This is a genomic window from Streptomyces sp. NPDC003635 (genome assembly GCF_053587635.1).
In genome coordinates this window covers 394,423-411,038 of record NZ_JBSFOK010000001.1, presented here as the reverse complement: position 1 = coordinate 411,038, position 16,616 = coordinate 394,423, and the positions used below count along the sequence as shown (strand labels likewise).

The following is a 16,616-nucleotide window of genomic DNA, read 5'->3' as shown; positions in this document are numbered from 1 at the left end:
GGCCCGAGACCATGCGTCCCCTACTCGCGAGACTGGCGGTCGCCGTCATGGCCGTGGCAGGAACACTCACCGTCCACTCGTCCGCTCCGGCGCAGGCCGCGACCTGCAACGGGTACGTCGCCCTCACCTTCGACGACGGCCCGTCCAGCAGCACCCCGGCCCTGCTCACCGCGCTCACCCAAAACGGCCTGCGGGCCACGATGTTCAACCAGGGCCAGTACGCCGCCGCCAACCCGGCCCAGGTCAGGGCCCAGGTGAACGCCGGTATGTGGGTGGCCAACCACAGCTACACGCACCCGCATCTGACCCAGCTGAGCCAGGCGCAGATCGACTCGGAGATCTCCCGCACCCAGCAGGCCATCGCGAACGCGGGCGGCGGTACGCCGGTGCTGTTCCGGCCGCCGTACGGCGAGACCAACGCCACCGTGAAGGCCGTGCTCGCCAAGTACGGGCTGACCGAGGTCATCTGGGACGTCGACTCGCAGGACTGGAACGGCGCGAGCACGGACGCGATCGTGGCGGCGGCGGGCCGGCTCACCAACGGCCAGGTCATGCTGATGCACGACTGGTCCGCCAACACCCTGGCCGCGATCCCGCGCATCGCGCAAGGCCTGTCCGCGCGAGGTCTGTGCGCCGGGATGATCTCCCCGCAGACGGGCCGCGCAGTGGCCCCGAGCGGTTCGGGCGGCGGAGGCGGTGGCGGTGGCGGTGGGACCGGCTGTTCGGCGACCCTGTCCGCCGGTCAGCAATGGAGCGACCGGTACAACCTCAACGTCTCGGTCAGCGGCTCCAGCAACTGGACCGTCACCATGAACGTGCCGAGCCCGGCGAAGATCCTCTCCACCTGGAACGTCGCCGCCAGTTACCCCAGTTCACAAGTCCTCACCGCCAAACCCAACGGCAGCGGCAACAACTGGGGCGTCACCATCCAGCACAACGGCAACCACACCTGGCCGACGGTCACTTGCAGCGCGAGCTGACCGGCCGAGAGCGTGTCGCGGCGGGGGCGTCGTCGGTTCCCCGCCGCGTCACCAGGTGGGGCCGAGCCGCAGCAGGAGGTCCCGCACGCGGGGGACGTCCGGGTTTCCCGACGTGCCCGGTCGCTGGACCACGTACGCCGTGTTGATCGGCGGGTCCTCCGGCTCGTGCAGCGGGACCAGGGCGCCCGCGGCCAGCTCGGCCTCGCACAGGTAGCGCGGCAGCACCGAGAACCCCGCCCCGCCCGTCACCGCCGTCAGGACGCCCCGCAGATCGGGCATGGTGACGGCGGCCCGGCAGTTCAGGCGCTGCTCGAACACGTGCCGCCAGTAGCGGCGGACGATCGGCAGGTCCTCGGCGTACGCGACCAGCGGCACGGTGTGCAGGACCCCGGGCCCCTCCGTCGTGACCCGGTCACCGATCCGGGACGCCCATTCCCGCCCGGCCACCAGCACGAACTCCTCGTCCAGCAGGGGGGTCGCGAGGAGGGTGCGGCCGCGCGGGCGGGTGGTGGACAGCACCAGGTCGTGGCGGCCCGCCCGCAGTTCCTCCAGCAGCGGGTCGGTCAGGCCGGGTGTGACCCGCAGCCGTACGCCCTCCGCGACCAGGGGGGCCAGCGCGGGCAGCACCCGCAGGCAGAGCACCTCGGCGGGGCCCGCCAGATGGACCGGCGCCGGCGGGCCCTGCTCGGCCGGGTCCTGGCCGGTGGCCGCGAGGAGGGCGTCCAGCGGGGCGGCGACCCGCGCGGCCAGGTCATGGGCGTACGGCGTGGGCGTGACGCCCCTTGGCAGCCGGGCGAACAGCTCCCGGCCCGACTGCCGCTCCAGGGCCTTCACCTGGGTCGTCACCGTGGGCTGGGAGATGCCGAGCAGCTGGGCGGCGGCCGTGAAGGAGCCGGAGCGGTAGACCGCGAGGAACGTACGGATCAGGTTGAGGTCCTGCGCTGCCGCTCCCGGGAGCGGGTTCAGGCCAGCTTCTTCAGGAGTTCGGCCGCGAGGGGGGCCGAGGAGGACGGGTTCTGGCCGGTCACGAGGTTGCGGTCGACCACGACGTGCGGCGCCCACGGCTCGCCCACCTGGACGTCCGCCCCGGCCTCGACCAGCCGCGTCTCCAGCAGCCACTTCGCCCGGTCGGCGAAGCCGGACTGGGTCTCCTCGGCGTTGGTGAAGGCGGTGATCCGGTAACCGGCGAAGGCGTTGCCGCCGTCCTCGCGGGTGGCGGCGAGCATCGCGGCGGGCCCGTGGCAGACCACGCCCAGCGGCTTGCCCGAGTCGAGCGCGTCGACGAGCAGCCGGCCGGAGGTCGCGTCGACGGACAGGTCCTCCATGGGGCCGTGGCCGCCGGGGTAGAAGACGGCCGCGTAGTCGTCGAGGTTCACGTCCTCCAGGCTGATCGGGTGGTTCAGCTCGGTCATCTCGTTGATGGCCCGGGCCATCTGCTCGGCGCCCTCCTGCCCGCCCGCGAACTCGGGCGAGAGGCTGGCCTTGTCGGGGGTCGGCACGACTCCGCCGGGCGTGGCGACGACGATCTCGTGGCCCTCGGCCTTGAACCGCTCGTAGGGGGCGACGGCCTCCTCGGCCCAGAAGCCGGTGGGGTGCGGGGTGCCGTCGGCGAGGGTCCAGGTGTTGGCGCCGGTCAGGACGAAGAGGATCTTCGACATGGTGTGAACTCCAGGGGGGTCGGGAGGTCCGAGGCTTCGAACGTACGCCCGTCGACCCATAGGCTTCCAATGAGGAATCCGATCCCGGCCATTGGGATTCCAATGGGTTCGGGGGAATACGCCGGTCGTTCCCGAATCTACGTCCGCTCGCGCCCGTACGCCGCTCGGAGGGCCGCCGCTCAGCCCTGCGGGCCAGCCTGCACCAAGCCCGTCTGATACGCGATGACGACCAGTTGCGCCCGGTCGCGGGCGTTCAGTTTCGTCATCGCGCGGTGGATGTGGGTCCGTACCGTCAAAGGGCTGAGCGTGAGCAGCTCGGCGATCTCCGCGTTGGACCGGCCCTCCGCCGCCAGTGCCATCACCTCCCGCTCCCGGCCGGTGAGTTCGGCCAGCCGCTCCGGGGAAGCCAGCTGGGTGCCCGGCGCGGGGGAGGTGAGGAAGCGGGTGATGAGGGTGCGGGTCGCGCCCGGCGAGAGCAGCGCCTCGCCGGACGCCACCGTCCGGATGCCGGTCAGCAGGGCGTCCGCGGTGACGTCCTTGCCGAGGAAGCCGCTCGCCCCGGCCCGCAGCGCCTGGGCGACGTAGTCCTCCGTCTCGAAGGTGGTGAGGATCAGCACCCGGGTGTCGGCGAGGTCCGGGTCGGCGCAGATCGCGGAGGTGCCCGCGAGGCCGTCCGTGCCGGGCATCCGGATGTCCATCAGCACGACGTCCGGGCGGTGGGCGCGGGCCATTTCCAGCGCCTCGGCGCCGTCGGAGGCCTCCCCGACGACCTCCATGTCCTCGCTGGAGTCGATGAGGATGCGGAACGTGGCCCGCAGCAGCGCCTGGTCGTCGGCGAGCAGGATCCGGACGGTCACGAGGACTCCCCCTCCCGGGCTTCCACGGCGGTCGGCTGGAGCGGCAGCGCGGTGGTGACCTCGAAGCCACCCTCGGGGCGCGGGCCCGCGCACAGCTCGCCGCCGATGGAGTGGGCGCGTTCCCGCATCCCCGTCAGACCGAAGCCGCCGGTTCCCTGGGCGGTCGAGGGCGGTCCGTCGTTGCTGACGCTGATGAGCAGCCGGGCGTCGGCATAGGTGAAGCGGACGTGGGCGGTCTGGCCGGTGGCGTGCTTGGAGACGTTGGTGAGGGCCTCCTGCACGATCCGGTACGCGGTCAGGTCCACCCCCGGCGACAGCGGCCGGGCCACGCCCTCGGTGAGGACGGTGACGTCGAGGCCCGCCGACGCGCACGCCGAGATCAGCTCGGGCAGCCGGGCGAGCCCGGGGGCGGGCTCCAGCTTCTCGCGGTCCGGGACGTCGTCCTGACGCAGCAGTCCCAGGGTGGCCTTCAGCTCGCGCAGCGCGGAGGAGGTGGTGCCGGTGAGGTCGGTGAGGATCTTCTCCGCCTGCCGTGGGTGACTGCGCGCGAGGTGGGCGGCGGTACCGGCCTGGGCGTTGGCCAGCGCCAGATGGTGCGCGACGACGTCGTGCAGCTCACGGGCGATGCGCATCCGCTCCTCGGTGACCCGCAGCCGCGCCTCCTCCTCCCGGGTGCGCTCGGCGTGCTCGGCGCGGGCCTGGACGGCCTCCAGGTAGGCGCGCCGGAACTGGGCCATGCTGCCCGCCGCGAGCGGCAGCGCCAGCCAGAAGACGGGCCCGATCACCCTGAGGACCAGCGACAGACCGTCCCAGGAGTCCATGACCACGTTCATCGTCACCAGCATGACCATGATGACGGCCCCGTAGATCCGGGTCGTCTTGCGGTCGCACAGCGCGGCCAGCCAGTACATCGCCGCCAGCAGCGGGGCCAGCAGCAGCGGGGTGAGCAGATAGCCGCGCACGACGGCGGCCGTGGTGACGACGGCGGTCACGACGACGACCGTGCGCGGGTAGGTGCGGTACTTCAGCAGGACCAGACAGCCCAGGCCGAGCAGGGCCTCGGTGGCCTTGCCCGAGTCCGGCGGGGCGGTGCCGGGCATGCTGAGCTGGGTGCCGAGGACCGCGCAGCCGATCAGTGCCAGGACCGTCACCACGTCGATGGCACGGGGATAGCGCGCCGCGTACTGCTCGAAGCGGTCGGCGTAGCGCTCCAGACTTCTGCTCATGGGGCTCTCTCGGTCAGATGCTGATGTCCATGGTGGCCGACGGACGGGCCGCCCGTGGTCCGGGCGGCCCTCGGGAAGCCTCCGCTCAGGCGCGGGCGACCTCCTTCTCCACCGGCGCCCGCTCCCCGGCCGGGGCCGGGCGGCCGAGCGCCTCGCCCTCGACGTCGACCCGGGGCAGGATGCGGTCCAGCCACTTCGGCAGCCACCAGGCCTTGTCGCCGAGCAGGGCGAGCACGGCCGGCACGATCGCCATACGGACGACGAAGGCGTCGAACAGGACCGCCGCGGCGAGCCCGAACCCGATCATCTTGATCATGGAGTCGCTCTCGCCGATGAACCCGGCGAACACCGCGATCATGATCAGCGCGGCGGCCACGACCACCCGGGCGCTGTGCCGGAAACCCGAGGTCACGGCCTGGGCGGGGCTCTCGCCGTGGACGTGGGCCTCCCGCATCCGCGAGACCAGGAAGACCTCGTAGTCCATCGCGAGTCCGAAGACGATGCCCACCAGGAAGATCGGCATCAGGCTCATGATCGGGCCGGTCTGCTCGACGCCGAAGATCTCCGCGCCGTGCCCCTGCTGGAAGACCACCACGACCGCGCCGAGCGAGGCGAGGACGGAGAGCAGGAAGCCGAGGGCCGCCTTCAGCGGGACGAGGACGGACCGGAAGACCACCAGCAGCAGGATGACCGCGAGCCCGACCACGACGATCAGATACGGCACCAGCGCGGACTGCACCTTGTCGGAGATGTCGATGTTCAGCGCCGTGGTGCCGGTGACCTCGAAGGTCGCCCCGGTCTCCGACTCGGCCCCCGCCCGCTCCCCGCGGATCGTGTTGACCAGGTCCTTGGTCTTCTCGTCGGTCGGCGCGGTGGCCGGTACGACGGAGAAGACGGCCGTGTCACCGGCCTCGTTGAAGCGGGCGGGCGACACCGACACCACGCCCTCCGTGGCGCCGATCTCCCGGGAGATCGCGGACGCGGCGGCCTTCGGATCGTCGTTCCCCCGCGCGTCCACGACGACGGTCAGCGGCCCGTTGAAGCCGGGCCCGAAGCCCTCGGCGAGGGCGTCGTAGGCCCGCCGCTCGGTCGTCGAGGTCGACTTGGCCTCGTCGCCGGGCATCCCGAGCTGGAGGTCGGTCATCGGTATCGCGAGGGCGCCGAGGCCGACGACCCCGAGCAGCAGCACGGGCAGCGGGCGGCGCAGCACGAAGCGGGCCCAGCGGGTGCCGCCGTTGTCCTTGGCGGCTTCCTCGGTACGGCCGCGGCGGCGGGCCTTGCGGGCCAGGACGGCGTTCGGCCAGAAGCCGAGGAAGGCCGGGACGAGCGTCAGCGCGATCAGTACGGCGATCACCACCGCCCCCGCGGCGGCCAGACCCATCTTGGTCAGCATCGGGATGCCGACGACCGACAGACCGGCCAGCGCGATGACGACGGTGAGCCCGGCGAAGACCACCGCCGATCCGGCGGTGCCGGTGGCGAGGGCGACGGCCTCCTGGGGCGCCCGCCCCTTGGCGCGCTCCTCGCGGTAGCGGGAGACGACGAACAGGGCGTAGTCGATGCCGACGGCGAGGCCCAGCATCATGGCCAGGGTGCCGGTGGTGGTGGACAGGCCGAGGGCGCTGGACAGCGCCGTGATCGCGGCCATGCTCACGCCGACGCCGATGAGGGCGGTCAGCAGCGGCAGTCCGGCGGCGACCAGCGAACCGAAGGTGACGAGCAGGACCACGGCGGCGATGGCCACGCCGATGATCTCGGCCGCCCCGCCCGGCCCTCCGGTGTCCTCCAGGGCGGTGCCGCCCGCCTCGACGGTGAGCCCGGAGTCCCGGGCCTCCTCCAGCGCGTCCTCGAGATGGGTCAGGCTGGCGTCGGTGAGGTCGTTGACGCCGACCTGGTAGGTGACGGTGGTGTACGCCGTGGTGCCGTCCTCGCTGACCGCGCCGGCCTGGAAGGGGTCGACGGCGCTCGCCACCTGCGAGCCGTCCCCGAGTTCGGTGACGGCGGCCGCGACGGCTTCCTTGTTCTCGGCGGCGGTTACCTTCTGGCCGTCCGGCGCGACGAAGACGACCCGGGCGGTCGCGCCGTCGGCGGTCGTGCCGGGGAACCGCTCCTCCATCAGGTCGAACGCCTTCTGCGACTCGATCCCCGGCATGGAGAACTCCTCGTCCACGGCGCCCGGGGCCTTCATGGCGCCGAGCCCGACGGCGGCCAGTACGGCCGCCCACACCAGGGCGACGTACCAGCGCCGCCGGAAGGCCAGGCGGCCCAGTCGATACAGGAAAGTAGCCACGGGGGGAGGTCTCCACATCTGGACGGCTGGACGTCGAAGGTCCCTCCAGGCTCCCGGGGAGAGACCCCCTGTGTCGTCGTGCGGCTGCCGACACTGCGCGGTACTGAGAACGCAGTACGTCCCGGTTCGCGGCTCCCTCCCGGGGACGAGTACGGATCAGCCCCAGGTCGTGACCGGCGCACGCCGTCCCCACCCTGTGAACCCCTCACGCCTCCTCCGGCGCGCCCCCCAACTCCCCTAGGTTTCCTCCTGGTTGGGCATCACAGCCCTTCGAACACAGGAGCGGCCATGAGCATGAGGACAGGACCCCAGAGATACCCGGGCGCGAGCCGGGCCAACTGGTACCAGGACGACTTCGGCGGCGACGCCATGCAGGTCAACGCCGTCGTCCTGCACACCACCGAGGGCCGCTCGCTGCCCGGCTACGGGGGCGGGTCCTCCGCGCCGAACCTGACCGCGGTGCCGGATCCCGGGGAGCGGAAGCTGAGGTGGTACCAGCACTTCGACATCGAGACCTCCTCCCGCGCGCTGGTCAATCTGCGCGGCGGCGTCGACACCAACACGCTGAACGTCTGCCAGGTCGAACTGGTCGGCACCTGCGACCCCAAGACGCACGCCAAGTGGAAGAAGGCCGGCAACGCCCACGTCTACTGGCCGGAGGCCCCCGAGTGGGCGCTGCTCGGCGTCGCCCGGTTCCTGGCCTGGATGCACGAGGAACACGGCGTGCCCCTGTCCGGCCCGCGCGCGTGGCCGGCGTATCCGTCGTCGTACGCCAACGGCGGCGGCCAGCGGATGTCCGGGACGAAGTGGCTGGGGTTCAAGGGCGTGTGCGGCCACATGCACGTACCGGAGAACACCCACGGCGATCCCGGCGCGATCGACTTCGGTCGGCTGGTGAAGCTCGCCAAGGCCGATCTGGACCTCGGGGGCGAGGGGGAGGAGTCGGCGGAGAGCAGGCCGGGGACCGAGGCCGAGGTGCCGGCCTTTCCCGGCCGTAAGTTCTTCCGGGAGGGCGCGTCCAACGAGCATGTTCTCCGGCTCGGGAAGCAACTGGTCAAGCGCGGTTTCGGCGACCACTACAAGGTCGGGCCCAGCAGGACCTGGGGCGCGGCGGACCGGCTGAACGTGCGCGACTTCCAGAAGTCGCGGGCGGAGCTGCGCGGGGACGCCGACGGGCACCCCGGGCCCCTCACGTGGCGGCTTCTCTTCTCGTGAGAACGATCTCGTGAGCATTTAAATTACTGAACCGTAACCTACCGACCAGTACCGCGGGTAACTCCCCGGTAGGTACGTTCCTGGCGAGCCTTGACGCGGCCCCCGCCGCGCGCATCCGGACGACTGCGCGCGCGGGGGCCGTCGTACCACCGCACCTTCCTGACCAGCCGCTTCAACAGGAGGTTCGCCATGCCCGTACGCAGACGGCTCCTGGCCGGGGGCGTCATCACCGCCGCCTGTCTCGCCACCCAGACCCTCACCGGCACCGCCGCCACGGCTGCCGACGAGGTCGTGTCCCGGGGCGTCACCATCCCGGCCTTCTACACCCCGCCCACGACCCTGCCCGCCGCCGACGGCACCCTGGTCCGCACCGAACCGCTCAAGCTGGCCCTGAGCCTGCCGAGCCTGAACGGTCCCCTGCCGGGTAAGGCGACCCGGCTCATGTACAAGTCGACGGATTCCAACGGCCGGCCGATGGCCGTCACCGGCGCCTACATCGAGCCCTCGGCCACCTGGCAGGGCGCGGGCCCGCGCCCGCTGGTCGCGCTCGCCCCCGGCACCATGGGCCAGGGCGACCAGTGCGCCGCGTCGATGGGCCTGGAGCACCCGCTCCGGTTCAACGGCGAGACGGTCTCCGTCGGTTACGAGGACCTGGCGATCTACCGCCTCCTCGCCAAGGGCGCGGCCGTCGTCGTCACCGACTACGCGGGCCTCGGCACGACCGACCGGCTGCACACCTACGTCAACCGCGTCGACGAGGCGCACGCCCTGCTCGACGCCGCCCGTGCCGCCCGGGCGGTCACCGGCGCCTCGGTGACCGCCGACTCCCGGGTGGGCCTCTTCGGCTACAGCCAGGGCGGCGGAGCGAGCGCGGCGGCGGCCGAGCTGCAGCCGTCGTACGCCCCCGACGTCCGCCTCGCGGGCGCTTACTCCGGTGCCCCGCCGGCCGACCTGACCGAGGTCACCCGGGCCATCGACGGCAGCGAACTGGCGGGCGCCCTCGGCTGGTCGCTCAACGGATTCCTCCAGTCGGACCCGAGGCTGAGGCCCATCGCGGACGCCCATCTGAACGCGACGGGCAAGGCGGCGCTCGCCGATCTGTCGACGAGGTGCGTCGGGGACGCCCTGTTCGCGTACGGCAAGGTGAAGAGCACGGCGTGGACGACCGACGGCCGCTCGGTCAGCGACATCATCGCCGCCACGCCCGCCCTGACGTCCTTCCTGGACAGCCAGCGCATCGGCACCCTGAAGCCGTCGGCACCGGTCCGGGTGGCCACCGGCGTCAGCGACGACCTGGTCCCGCACGGCCAGGCCCGCGAGCTGGCGAAGCAGTGGTGCGCCAAGGGCGTGAACGTGACCTACGAGGCAGAGATCCTGCCGAACACCGGCAGCCCGCTCCTCAACCACGTCACGCCGCTCCTCACGGACCAGGGCGAGGCGGTCGACTGGCTGACGGACCGGCTCAGCGGCAGGTCCGCCCACTCCAACTGCTGGAGCATGCCGCTTCAGCCGTGAAGGTCGAGCAGTTCACCGAGTCCGGCCTCGGTGAACGCGCTCACCAAATCCTCGCGCCCCTCGGTGAAGTGGTCCCAGCTGTCGTAGTGCACCGGGACCACCCGGCGGGCGCCGAGGAGGCGGGCCGCCTCGGCCGCCTGTGAACTGTCCAGCACCAGCGGGGCGTTGTCGAAGAGCACCGGGAACCGCGGGGCGCCCGCGAAGAGGACGGCGGTGTCGACCGGGCCGAAGCGGTCCGCGATCTCCTTCACCGCGTCCAGCGAGGCGTTGTCGCCGCTGACGTAGACGGACGGCAGACCCTCGCCCGTCAGTACGAATCCGACCACCTCGCCGGTGAACGGCTCCACGGCCTCCTTCGGGCCCGGGCCGTGGATCGCCGGCACGGCCGTGATCACGACCTTTCCCCGGCCGTCCGGGCGGTCCAGTTCGAGGGTCTCCCAGTCGGCCATCCCCCTGGCGGTGCCGCCGAGGCGTCCGCCGCCGCCGGGCGTGGTCAGGGTGAGCGGGACGTCGGCGAGCAGGGCGCGGCCCGAGTGGTCGAGGTTGTCGGCGTGCTCGTCGTGGGAGAGCAGGACGACGTCGATGCGGCCCAGTTCCTCGGGCGTGGCCCGGGTCGGGGCGTTCTTGCGCAGGGTCGGGCGGCCCGGGCGTCCGTACTCGCCGGGAGCGTCGAAGGTCGGGTCGGTCAGGAAGCGCAGACCGCCGTACTCGAAGAACGCGGTGGGGCCGCCGAGGACGCGTACGGGCAGGGGTGTGGGCATGGAACAGGGCTCCTCACGGATGACAGATTGATTATCCGTGAGAGAAGGTAGCCCGTTCTCACGGATGGACGCAATAGATCCGTGAGAAGTGGGAATCTCATGGATGACGGCAGGCCGTACCATGAGGTTCATGACTGAGACCGTGGCCGTCGACGGCAGCACCCCGCCGCCCGCCCCGGGGGCGGAGCAGTACCCGGCGCTCGACTTCGCCAACAGCGCCGTCGCCCTGCCCGGCGGCCACTACATCGACTTCCTCGGCACTCCCGAGGGCGCCGGCCAGTGGCTTGAGCGGCACGGGCTCGCCCCCGCCGACGCCGGTGTCCGGGAGATGTGCGCGGCTCAGTTGCGGTCGCTGCGCGAACAGATCCGCGCGCTGCTCGCCGCCCGCCTCGACGGGGTCCCCGCACCGACGGGGGCGCTGGCCGCCGTGAACGACGCGCTGACCCGCGCCCCGGCCGCGTCCCTCCTGCACTGGGACGCCACCCGCGGGCTGCACCGCGCCCCGGTCCATCCCACCGACCAGATCCTCGAACACGCCCTGGCCGCCCTCGCCGCCGACGCCGCCGACCTCCTGACCGGCCCCGACGCCGACCGCCTCACGGCCTGCGGCTCCCCACCCTGCAACCGCTACCTGCTCCGGCACGGCCGCCGCCACTGGTGCTCCACCCGCTGCGGCGACCGGGCCAGGGCGGCCCGCGCGTACGCCCGACGCAGCGGCTCGGCCGGCCAGTAGCGCACGCCCCGGCAAACCGGTCGGCTCATGGCACTCGGTCAGTAGCGCACCGCCCGCTCCACCTCCGCCCTGACGTCTCCGGTCAGGTCGCGCTTGCCGGTGGCGGTGGCCTTCTTCGACTGGTTCGCCGGGACGTCGGAGACGGTGACGACGACCGGTTCCAGCAGATTGCCGTTCGAGTCGGAGAGGTTGACCTGCACCACGAAGGACTTGGTGGAGTCCGTGGTGTTCTCGGCGGTGACCTCGACGCTCACCCGGCCGTCGGACCCGATGGCCGGGTCGCCCAGGGAGACCGCGTCCTTGGCGTTCACGCCGTTCTTGATGTCGCCGAACCTGCGTTCCGCCTCGGACGCCAGCGACTGGGCGGCCGACGCCGCCTCGCTGACCGCGTTCGAGGGGGTGTCGTCGTCGGAGCAGCCGGTCAGCACGGCGGAACCGGCCAGCGCGAGGGCCGCCACCGCCGTCAGACAGCGAAGCCGGGAGCGGGGCATGACGCCTCCAGGTGTGCGCGTGAGTTCAGGTCTTCGGTTCCTTCATTGAAGGTCCGCGCCCGTCCTCCCGCACGCCGGAGCCTCACCCGGACGGCTCAGCCCCCGTGGTGGTGGCGTGCGGCCGACCGGAGGGTGGTCGCAACGACCAAACGAGGAAGCGGAGTAGGTCCATGACCCAGCAGCCGCACGCGACACAGCCGCCGACCGGGGAAGGACAGAAGTTCCCCCACGACCCCCAGGCCCCCGTGTGGGGCGAGGGCCACCGCGCGGCCGGCCCCGCCCCCGGCCAGGCGGGCCCCACCGGCACCGACTGGCAGACCGGCGGCCTGGTCTTCGCCGGTGTCCTGATGATGGTCTACGGCGTCGTGGCCATCCTCCAGGGCATCTCCGCGATCGCCACGGACGGCGTGTACGAGGCGATCAACGACTACGTCTACGAGATCAGCCTGACCGGCTGGGGCGTCATCCTGCTCTGCCTCGGCGTCCTCGCCACGGCCGTCGGCTACGGCATCCTCAAGGGCTACTGGTGGGCGCGGATCACCGGTATTTTCCTGGCCTCGCTCAGCATGGTGGCGCACTTCATGTTCCTGCCCTACCAGCCGGTCTGGTCGGTCCTCATGGTCGCGCTGGACTTCTTCGTGATCTGGGCCCTCGCCACCGCCCCGGGCAAGCCGAAGACGTCCGCGCCGACAGCGCCGTAACAAGAGGAGGGGCTGCCCCCGGTGGTGGGGCAGCCCCTGGTCGGTCTCCGGGCCGACGGGCCCCCGGAGCTCACACGCGCCCGAGGCCTCCGCTGCCGAAGGATCCGCTCGATCCCGGCAGCCACCGCTTTCGGCTCTGGTCCTCGCCGGTCTTGCTGCCCGCGTGCCGGAGTTCGTGGGGCAGGACGCGCTCGTCCCCCTCCGACCGCGGCAGCTCGTTCGGCTCCCGCATTTCCCTGACCTCGTGCACCGGCCCACCCTCCGGCAGCTTCGGCTGCTCCTCGGGGCTGGGGTGCGGTAGCTCGCGGTCCATGACCCGCATCCCGAACTGCACCGCCCACACCAGTGCACCGGCGATGATCAGGCCGCCGACAAACGCCGCGGCCACGTTGAGCACGTCGCTCCCCGAGGCCGCCAGAACAACCGTCGTAGCACTCATGCCCCAATTATCACCTAATCGGCCGAATAGGCTCCTTGTGTGTACTGGGAGGCGGAAGCCATGACCGAGGCACCCGGGGCCTTCACCGAGCAGGATCACGCCGAGCGCATGGAACGGGCCACCCGCGACGCCATCGCCGCCGGGCTCGCCGGGCTGCTGGTCACGCCGGGGCCCGATCTGACCTGGCTGTGCGGCTACCGGCCCACCGCCATCACCGAGCGGCTCACCCTTCTCGTCCTCACCCCCGAGTCCGAGCCCCGCATGCTGGTCCCGGCCCTGGAACGCCCCGACGCCGAGGCCGCCCCCGGCGCGGGCGCGCTGCGCCTGTCGGACTGGCGGGACGGTCAGGACCCGTACGCGGCGGCGGCCGGCCTGCTGCGCCCGCACGGCCGCTACGGCGTCTCCGACTCCACCTGGGCCCTGCACCTGCTGGGCCTGCAGGAGGCACTGCCGCTCACCACCTACCGCGCCCTGACGACCGTGCTGCCGATGCTCCGGGCGGTGAAGGACGAGCACGAGGTGGCCCGCCTCGCGGCGGCGGGCGCGGCGGCGGACACCGTGTACGAGGAGATCCTCTCCGTCCGCTTCTCCGGCCGCCGCGAGCGAGACGTGGCCGCCGACCTGGCCCGTCTCCTGCGCGAGCACGGACACTCCCAGGTCGACTTCACGGTGGTCGGATCCGGCCCGAACGGCGCCGACCCGCACCACGAGGCCGGCGCCCGGGTCATCCAGCGGGGCGACATGGTCGTCCTGGACTTCGGCGGCCTGCGCGACGGCTACGGCTCCGACACCACCCGCACGGTCCACGTCGGCACCCCCACGGACGAGGAACGCCGGGTCCACGACCTCGTGCGGGCGGCCCAGCAGGCCGCTTTCGAGGCGGTGCGCCCCGGAGTGGCCTGCCAGGAGATCGACCGGACGGCCCGGACGGTGATCGAGGCCGCCGGGTACGGCGAGTACTTCGTGCACCGCACGGGCCACGGCATCGGCGTGACCACGCACGAGCCGCCGTACCTGGTGGCGGGCGAGGAGCTGCCGCTGGTCCCGGGGATGTGCTTCTCGATCGAGCCGGGGGTCTATCTGCCGGGCCGGTTCGGGGTCCGGATCGAGGACATCGTGACGTGCACGGAGGACGGCGGCAGGCGCCTGAACAACACGGCCCGGGAGATGGCGCTGGTGGAATGAGGCTCAGGGCCCGTTGATGCCGTCCGGCGGTGGGACAGACGTCGCGGTGCTGTCGGCGGCGGTGGCGGGCGGCGGCCCGTCGACCGTCACGACGATCTGCTCGCTCATGGCGGAGACACCGTTCAGGGTGGCCGTCGCCCGGAGCAGGCCGGGGCCCGGCGTGAGGGGGAGGGCCGGAACGCAGGACCAGGTTCCGTCGGCGGCGGCGGTCGTGGAACAGACCTCGTTCTCCAGGGCGTCCCGCACGCTGACCTGCGCGCCGGGGTAGGCGGTCCCGGACGACTCCGGGCGCGTGCCGAGCGGTACGCCCGCCGGGGGCCGCAGCAGCGTCGGCGCGGGCAGGCCGACGGTGACCTCGCAGGTGCCCCGGTCCCGGGGCGCGCCCTCGGCGTCCGCGAGCACCGTCGCGCATCCGCTCAGCCGGGTGCCGGGCACGGCGTCCACGGGCACCGCCAGCACGAACGGGAAGCCCCGCCCGCTCCACGACTGCTTCTCGGAACCCCCGAGAAAGGTGTACGACCCAAGGCGCCCGCCGTCCGGAACGGCACCGCGATACCCCTCACCGTCGAGGGGCGTGCCGGTGACGCGGGCGGACCGAGGGGCCACCAGGATGAGGGTGGACCCGTTGCCGAGCCCGGGTCCCTCGTACCCGGCGATCTCGACGACCCCCTCCCGCCCCGGCTCGATGACGGCGGCGCCCCACAGCTCGCCCTCACTTCGTGCCGAGGCCGTCGTCCCCGAGAGCACAAGCACGAGCCCACAGAGGGCGATGCCTCCACCGACCCACCTCGTCACCGGCACAGCGCCTCCCGGACCCAGGGGTTCGAACACCCACCCGCGATTCTCCCGGCCCCCCGCTCCTGAGACCTCCCGGTTCGGCCGTACGGCTCAGGTGAGCCACACGGTCGTGTCCGGCCCGAGCCGGCCGTCCGCCGCCAACGGCCCGCTGCTGATGACGACTTCGCCGGCGGGCAGCGGCACCGGACCGCCGGACAGGTTGGACACGCACCGCCAGCCGTCCGAGCGGGTGAAGTGCAGCACGCCCTCCGGGGCTTCGTCGGCCCAGGTCAGGCTCTCCCCCTCCAGCAGCTTCCGGCGCAGCCGCAGCGCGCGGCGGTACAGCTCCAGAGTGGACCCCTCGACCCCGTCCTGCGCCTCGACGGACAGGCCGCCGAACCACTCCGGCTGGGGCAGCCATGCCCCGCCCACGCCGAAGCCGTACGAGGGACCGCCCACCGTCCACGGCAGCGGCACCCGGCAGCCGTCGCGCCCCTTGCGCACCCGTCCCGTCTGTTCCCAGATCGGATCCTGGAGCACCTGTACGGGGAGGTCGGCGACCTCGGGGAGGCCCAGTTCCTCGCCCTGGTAGACGTACGAGGAGCCGGGCAGCGCGAGCATCAGCAGCGTGGCGGCCCGGGCCCGCCGCAGCCCCGCCTCCCGGTCCACCCGGGGAGCCCGACCGCCGGAGAGCAGCCAGGCGTTCTCGTCCGTCCCCGGCGGCAGCATCAGCCGGGACGCGTGCCGGACGACGTCGTGGTTGGAGAGCACCCAGGTCGCGGAGGCACCGGCGGCGTGGGCCTGGGTGAGGGACGCGCTGATGACGTTCCGCAGCTGCGCCGCGTCCCAGTGGGCTTGCAGGTACTCGAAGTTGAAGGCCTGGCCCAGCTCGTCGGGGCGGGCGTAGAGGACCCGGCGGGCGCCCGGGACCCAGGCCTCGGCGACGGCCATGCGGGGCGGGGAGTAGGAGTCGAGGATCTTGCGCCAGTCGCGGTAGATCTCGTGGACCTCGTCGCGGTCGTAGAAGGGGTGCGTGCCGGGGGCCGTGCCGGCCAGGGCGTCCTCCCCGCTCAACGCCGACTCACCCAGGTCGCGCAGCGGTTCGTCGAGGTCCTTGGCGAGGGCGTGGGCGACGTCCACGCGGAAACCGTCCACGCCTCGGTCGGCCCAGAAGCGCAGGGTGGCGCGGAAGTCGGCGCGGACCTCGTCGTGGGCCCAGTTCAGGTCGGGCTGCTCGGGTGCGAACAGGTGCAGGTACCACTGGCCGTCGGGCACCCGCCGCCAGGCGCTGCCGCCGAACACGGACTGCCAGTCGGTGGGCGGGAGTTCACCGTGCGCCCCGCGCCCGTCCCGGAACACGTACCGCTCCCGGGCCGCCGAACCCGGCCCGGCCGCGAGGGCCTCCTGGAACCAGGCGTGCCGGTGGGAGGTGTGGTTGGGCACGATGTCGACCATGACCTTGAGCCCGAGGCGGTGGGCCTCGGTCACCATGGCGTCGAAGTCGGCGAGGGTGCCGAGGCGCGGGTCGACGTCCCGGTAGTCGGCGACGTCGTACCCGCCGTCGGCCAGTTCGGAGGGGTAGAAGGGGCTGAGCCACAGGGCGTCGACGCCCAGCGCGGCCAGGTGCGCCAGCCGCTCGGTGACCCCCCGGATGTCCCCGAGCCCGTCACCGTCGGCATCGGCGAAGCTGCGGGGATAGACCTGGTAGACGACGGCCTGCCGCCACCAGTTCGGGTCCTTGCTGGAGAGGTCGGGCGCGGTGGGGCGAGCGGTCACGCGGGCTCCTCT

The 16,616-nt window shown here is 72.5% G+C and carries 16 protein-coding genes; 6 read left to right on the top strand and 10 right to left on the bottom strand.

Annotation, left to right across the window (positions count from 1 at the left end; all coding sequences use genetic code 11):
• Positions 1–11 precede the first annotated feature (11 nt).
• On the top strand, positions 12–980 hold the full coding sequence (locus tag ACWDRW_RS01900; protein WP_451718619.1) for a polysaccharide deacetylase family protein: 969 nt from the start codon (positions 12–14) through the stop codon (positions 978–980).
• A gap of 48 nt (positions 981–1,028) precedes the next feature.
• Here the strand turns inward: ACWDRW_RS01900 and ACWDRW_RS01895 are convergent, their stop codons facing one another.
• The 5 genes from ACWDRW_RS01895 to ACWDRW_RS01875 all read right to left on the bottom strand — a co-directional run bounded on the left by ACWDRW_RS01895 (position 1,029) and on the right by ACWDRW_RS01875 (position 7,011).
• Complete coding sequence (locus tag ACWDRW_RS01895; RefSeq protein WP_451718677.1) at positions 1,029–1,946, bottom strand: LysR family transcriptional regulator; 918 nt, start codon at positions 1,944–1,946, stop codon at positions 1,029–1,031.
• The gene (locus ACWDRW_RS01890) at positions 1,943–2,638 is read right to left on the bottom strand and encodes a type 1 glutamine amidotransferase domain-containing protein (protein ID WP_451718616.1); all 696 of its coding nucleotides are present in this window, start codon (positions 2,636–2,638) and stop codon (positions 1,943–1,945) included. The genes ACWDRW_RS01895 and ACWDRW_RS01890 overlap by 4 nt, the downstream gene beginning before the upstream one ends.
• A gap of 179 nt (positions 2,639–2,817) precedes the next feature.
• On the bottom strand, positions 2,818–3,495 hold the full coding sequence (locus ACWDRW_RS01885; RefSeq protein WP_451718613.1) for a response regulator transcription factor: 678 nt from the start codon (positions 3,493–3,495) through the stop codon (positions 2,818–2,820).
• Positions 3,492–4,721 (bottom strand): sensor histidine kinase, encoded by a 1,230-nt coding sequence (locus ACWDRW_RS01880; RefSeq protein ID WP_451718611.1) that lies wholly within the window; start codon positions 4,719–4,721, stop codon positions 3,492–3,494. The genes ACWDRW_RS01885 and ACWDRW_RS01880 overlap by 4 nt, the downstream gene beginning before the upstream one ends.
• Positions 4,722–4,806: 85 nt before the next feature.
• The gene (locus ACWDRW_RS01875; protein ID WP_451718609.1) at positions 4,807–7,011 is read right to left on the bottom strand and encodes an MMPL family transporter; all 2,205 of its coding nucleotides are present in this window, start codon (positions 7,009–7,011) and stop codon (positions 4,807–4,809) included.
• A gap of 288 nt (positions 7,012–7,299) precedes the next feature.
• Here ACWDRW_RS01875 and ACWDRW_RS01870 point away from each other — a divergent pair, with 288 nt between their 5' ends.
• On the top strand, positions 7,300–8,226 hold the full coding sequence (locus ACWDRW_RS01870; protein WP_451718607.1) for a peptidoglycan-binding protein: 927 nt from the start codon (positions 7,300–7,302) through the stop codon (positions 8,224–8,226).
• A 189-nt stretch (positions 8,227–8,415) separates the two neighbouring features.
• Positions 8,416–9,741 (top strand): lipase family protein, encoded by a 1,326-nt coding sequence (locus tag ACWDRW_RS01865; RefSeq protein WP_451718605.1) that lies wholly within the window; start codon positions 8,416–8,418, stop codon positions 9,739–9,741.
• On the opposite strand, the gene ACWDRW_RS01860 is transcribed toward ACWDRW_RS01865, so the two are convergent.
• The gene (locus ACWDRW_RS01860; protein ID WP_451718602.1) at positions 9,732–10,502 is read right to left on the bottom strand and encodes an MBL fold metallo-hydrolase; all 771 of its coding nucleotides are present in this window, start codon (positions 10,500–10,502) and stop codon (positions 9,732–9,734) included. The two genes, ACWDRW_RS01865 and ACWDRW_RS01860, sit on opposite strands and share 10 nt — an antisense overlap.
• 121 nt (positions 10,503–10,623) lie before the next feature.
• Here ACWDRW_RS01860 and ACWDRW_RS01855 point away from each other — a divergent pair, with 121 nt between their 5' ends.
• Entirely contained in the window at positions 10,624–11,235 is a 612-nt protein-coding gene (locus tag ACWDRW_RS01855) for a CGNR zinc finger domain-containing protein (RefSeq protein WP_451718599.1), read from the top strand.
• A 38-nt stretch (positions 11,236–11,273) separates the two neighbouring features.
• Here the strand turns inward: ACWDRW_RS01855 and ACWDRW_RS01850 are convergent, their stop codons facing one another.
• Positions 11,274–11,726: an FxLYD domain-containing protein gene (locus ACWDRW_RS01850; protein ID WP_451718597.1), complete on the bottom strand. Its 453-nt coding sequence runs from the start codon at positions 11,724–11,726 to the stop codon at positions 11,274–11,276.
• Between the two features lie 170 nt (positions 11,727–11,896).
• Here ACWDRW_RS01850 and ACWDRW_RS01845 point away from each other — a divergent pair, with 170 nt between their 5' ends.
• Positions 11,897–12,427 carry a DUF7144 family membrane protein gene (locus ACWDRW_RS01845; protein WP_451718594.1) on the top strand — a complete coding sequence of 177 codons (531 nt, stop codon included), beginning with the start codon at positions 11,897–11,899 and terminating at the stop codon, positions 12,425–12,427.
• A 70-nt stretch (positions 12,428–12,497) separates the two neighbouring features.
• Here ACWDRW_RS01845 and ACWDRW_RS01840 read toward each other — a convergent pair whose 3' ends face one another.
• Positions 12,498–12,866, bottom strand: a complete 369-nt coding sequence (locus ACWDRW_RS01840; RefSeq protein WP_451718591.1) for a DUF6479 family protein — start codon at positions 12,864–12,866, stop codon at positions 12,498–12,500.
• A 60-nt stretch (positions 12,867–12,926) separates the two neighbouring features.
• Here ACWDRW_RS01840 and ACWDRW_RS01835 point away from each other — a divergent pair, with 60 nt between their 5' ends.
• Complete coding sequence (locus ACWDRW_RS01835; RefSeq protein ID WP_451718588.1) at positions 12,927–14,051, top strand: aminopeptidase P family protein; 1,125 nt, start codon at positions 12,927–12,929, stop codon at positions 14,049–14,051.
• Between the two features lie 3 nt (positions 14,052–14,054).
• On the opposite strand, the gene ACWDRW_RS01830 is transcribed toward ACWDRW_RS01835, so the two are convergent.
• Together ACWDRW_RS01830 and ACWDRW_RS01825 are read right to left on the bottom strand one after the other, a co-directional pair.
• Entirely contained in the window at positions 14,055–14,804 is a 750-nt protein-coding gene (locus ACWDRW_RS01830) for a carboxypeptidase regulatory-like domain-containing protein (protein ID WP_451718585.1), read from the bottom strand.
• Between the two features lie 135 nt (positions 14,805–14,939).
• Entirely contained in the window at positions 14,940–16,604 is a 1,665-nt protein-coding gene (locus tag ACWDRW_RS01825) for a glycoside hydrolase family 13 protein (RefSeq protein WP_451718583.1), read from the bottom strand.
• Between the last annotated feature and the right edge of the window lie 12 nt (positions 16,605–16,616).

Bases quoted from the DNA above. Each gene is read 5' to 3' on its own strand.
- ACWDRW_RS01900 (WP_451718619.1), top strand. From the start codon at position 12: ATGCGTCCCCTACTCGCGAGACTGGCGGTCGCCGTCATGGCCGTGGCA.
- ACWDRW_RS01890 (WP_451718616.1), bottom strand. From the start codon at position 2,638: ATGTCGAAGATCCTCTTCGTCCTGACCGGCGCCAACACCTGGACCCTC.
- ACWDRW_RS01880 (WP_451718611.1), bottom strand. From the start codon at position 4,721: ATGAGCAGAAGTCTGGAGCGCTACGCCGACCGCTTCGAGCAGTACGCG.
- ACWDRW_RS01870 (WP_451718607.1), top strand. From the start codon at position 7,300: ATGAGCATGAGGACAGGACCCCAGAGATACCCGGGCGCGAGCCGGGCC.
- ACWDRW_RS01865 (WP_451718605.1), top strand. From the start codon at position 8,416: ATGCCCGTACGCAGACGGCTCCTGGCCGGGGGCGTCATCACCGCCGCC.
- ACWDRW_RS01860 (WP_451718602.1), bottom strand. From the start codon at position 10,502: ATGCCCACACCCCTGCCCGTACGCGTCCTCGGCGGCCCCACCGCGTTC.
- ACWDRW_RS01855 (WP_451718599.1), top strand. From the start codon at position 10,624: ATGAGGTTCATGACTGAGACCGTGGCCGTCGACGGCAGCACCCCGCCG.
- ACWDRW_RS01850 (WP_451718597.1), bottom strand. From the start codon at position 11,726: ATGCCCCGCTCCCGGCTTCGCTGTCTGACGGCGGTGGCGGCCCTCGCG.
- ACWDRW_RS01845 (WP_451718594.1), top strand. From the start codon at position 11,897: ATGACCCAGCAGCCGCACGCGACACAGCCGCCGACCGGGGAAGGACAG.
- ACWDRW_RS01840 (WP_451718591.1), bottom strand. From the start codon at position 12,866: ATGAGTGCTACGACGGTTGTTCTGGCGGCCTCGGGGAGCGACGTGCTC.
- ACWDRW_RS01835 (WP_451718588.1), top strand. From the start codon at position 12,927: ATGACCGAGGCACCCGGGGCCTTCACCGAGCAGGATCACGCCGAGCGC.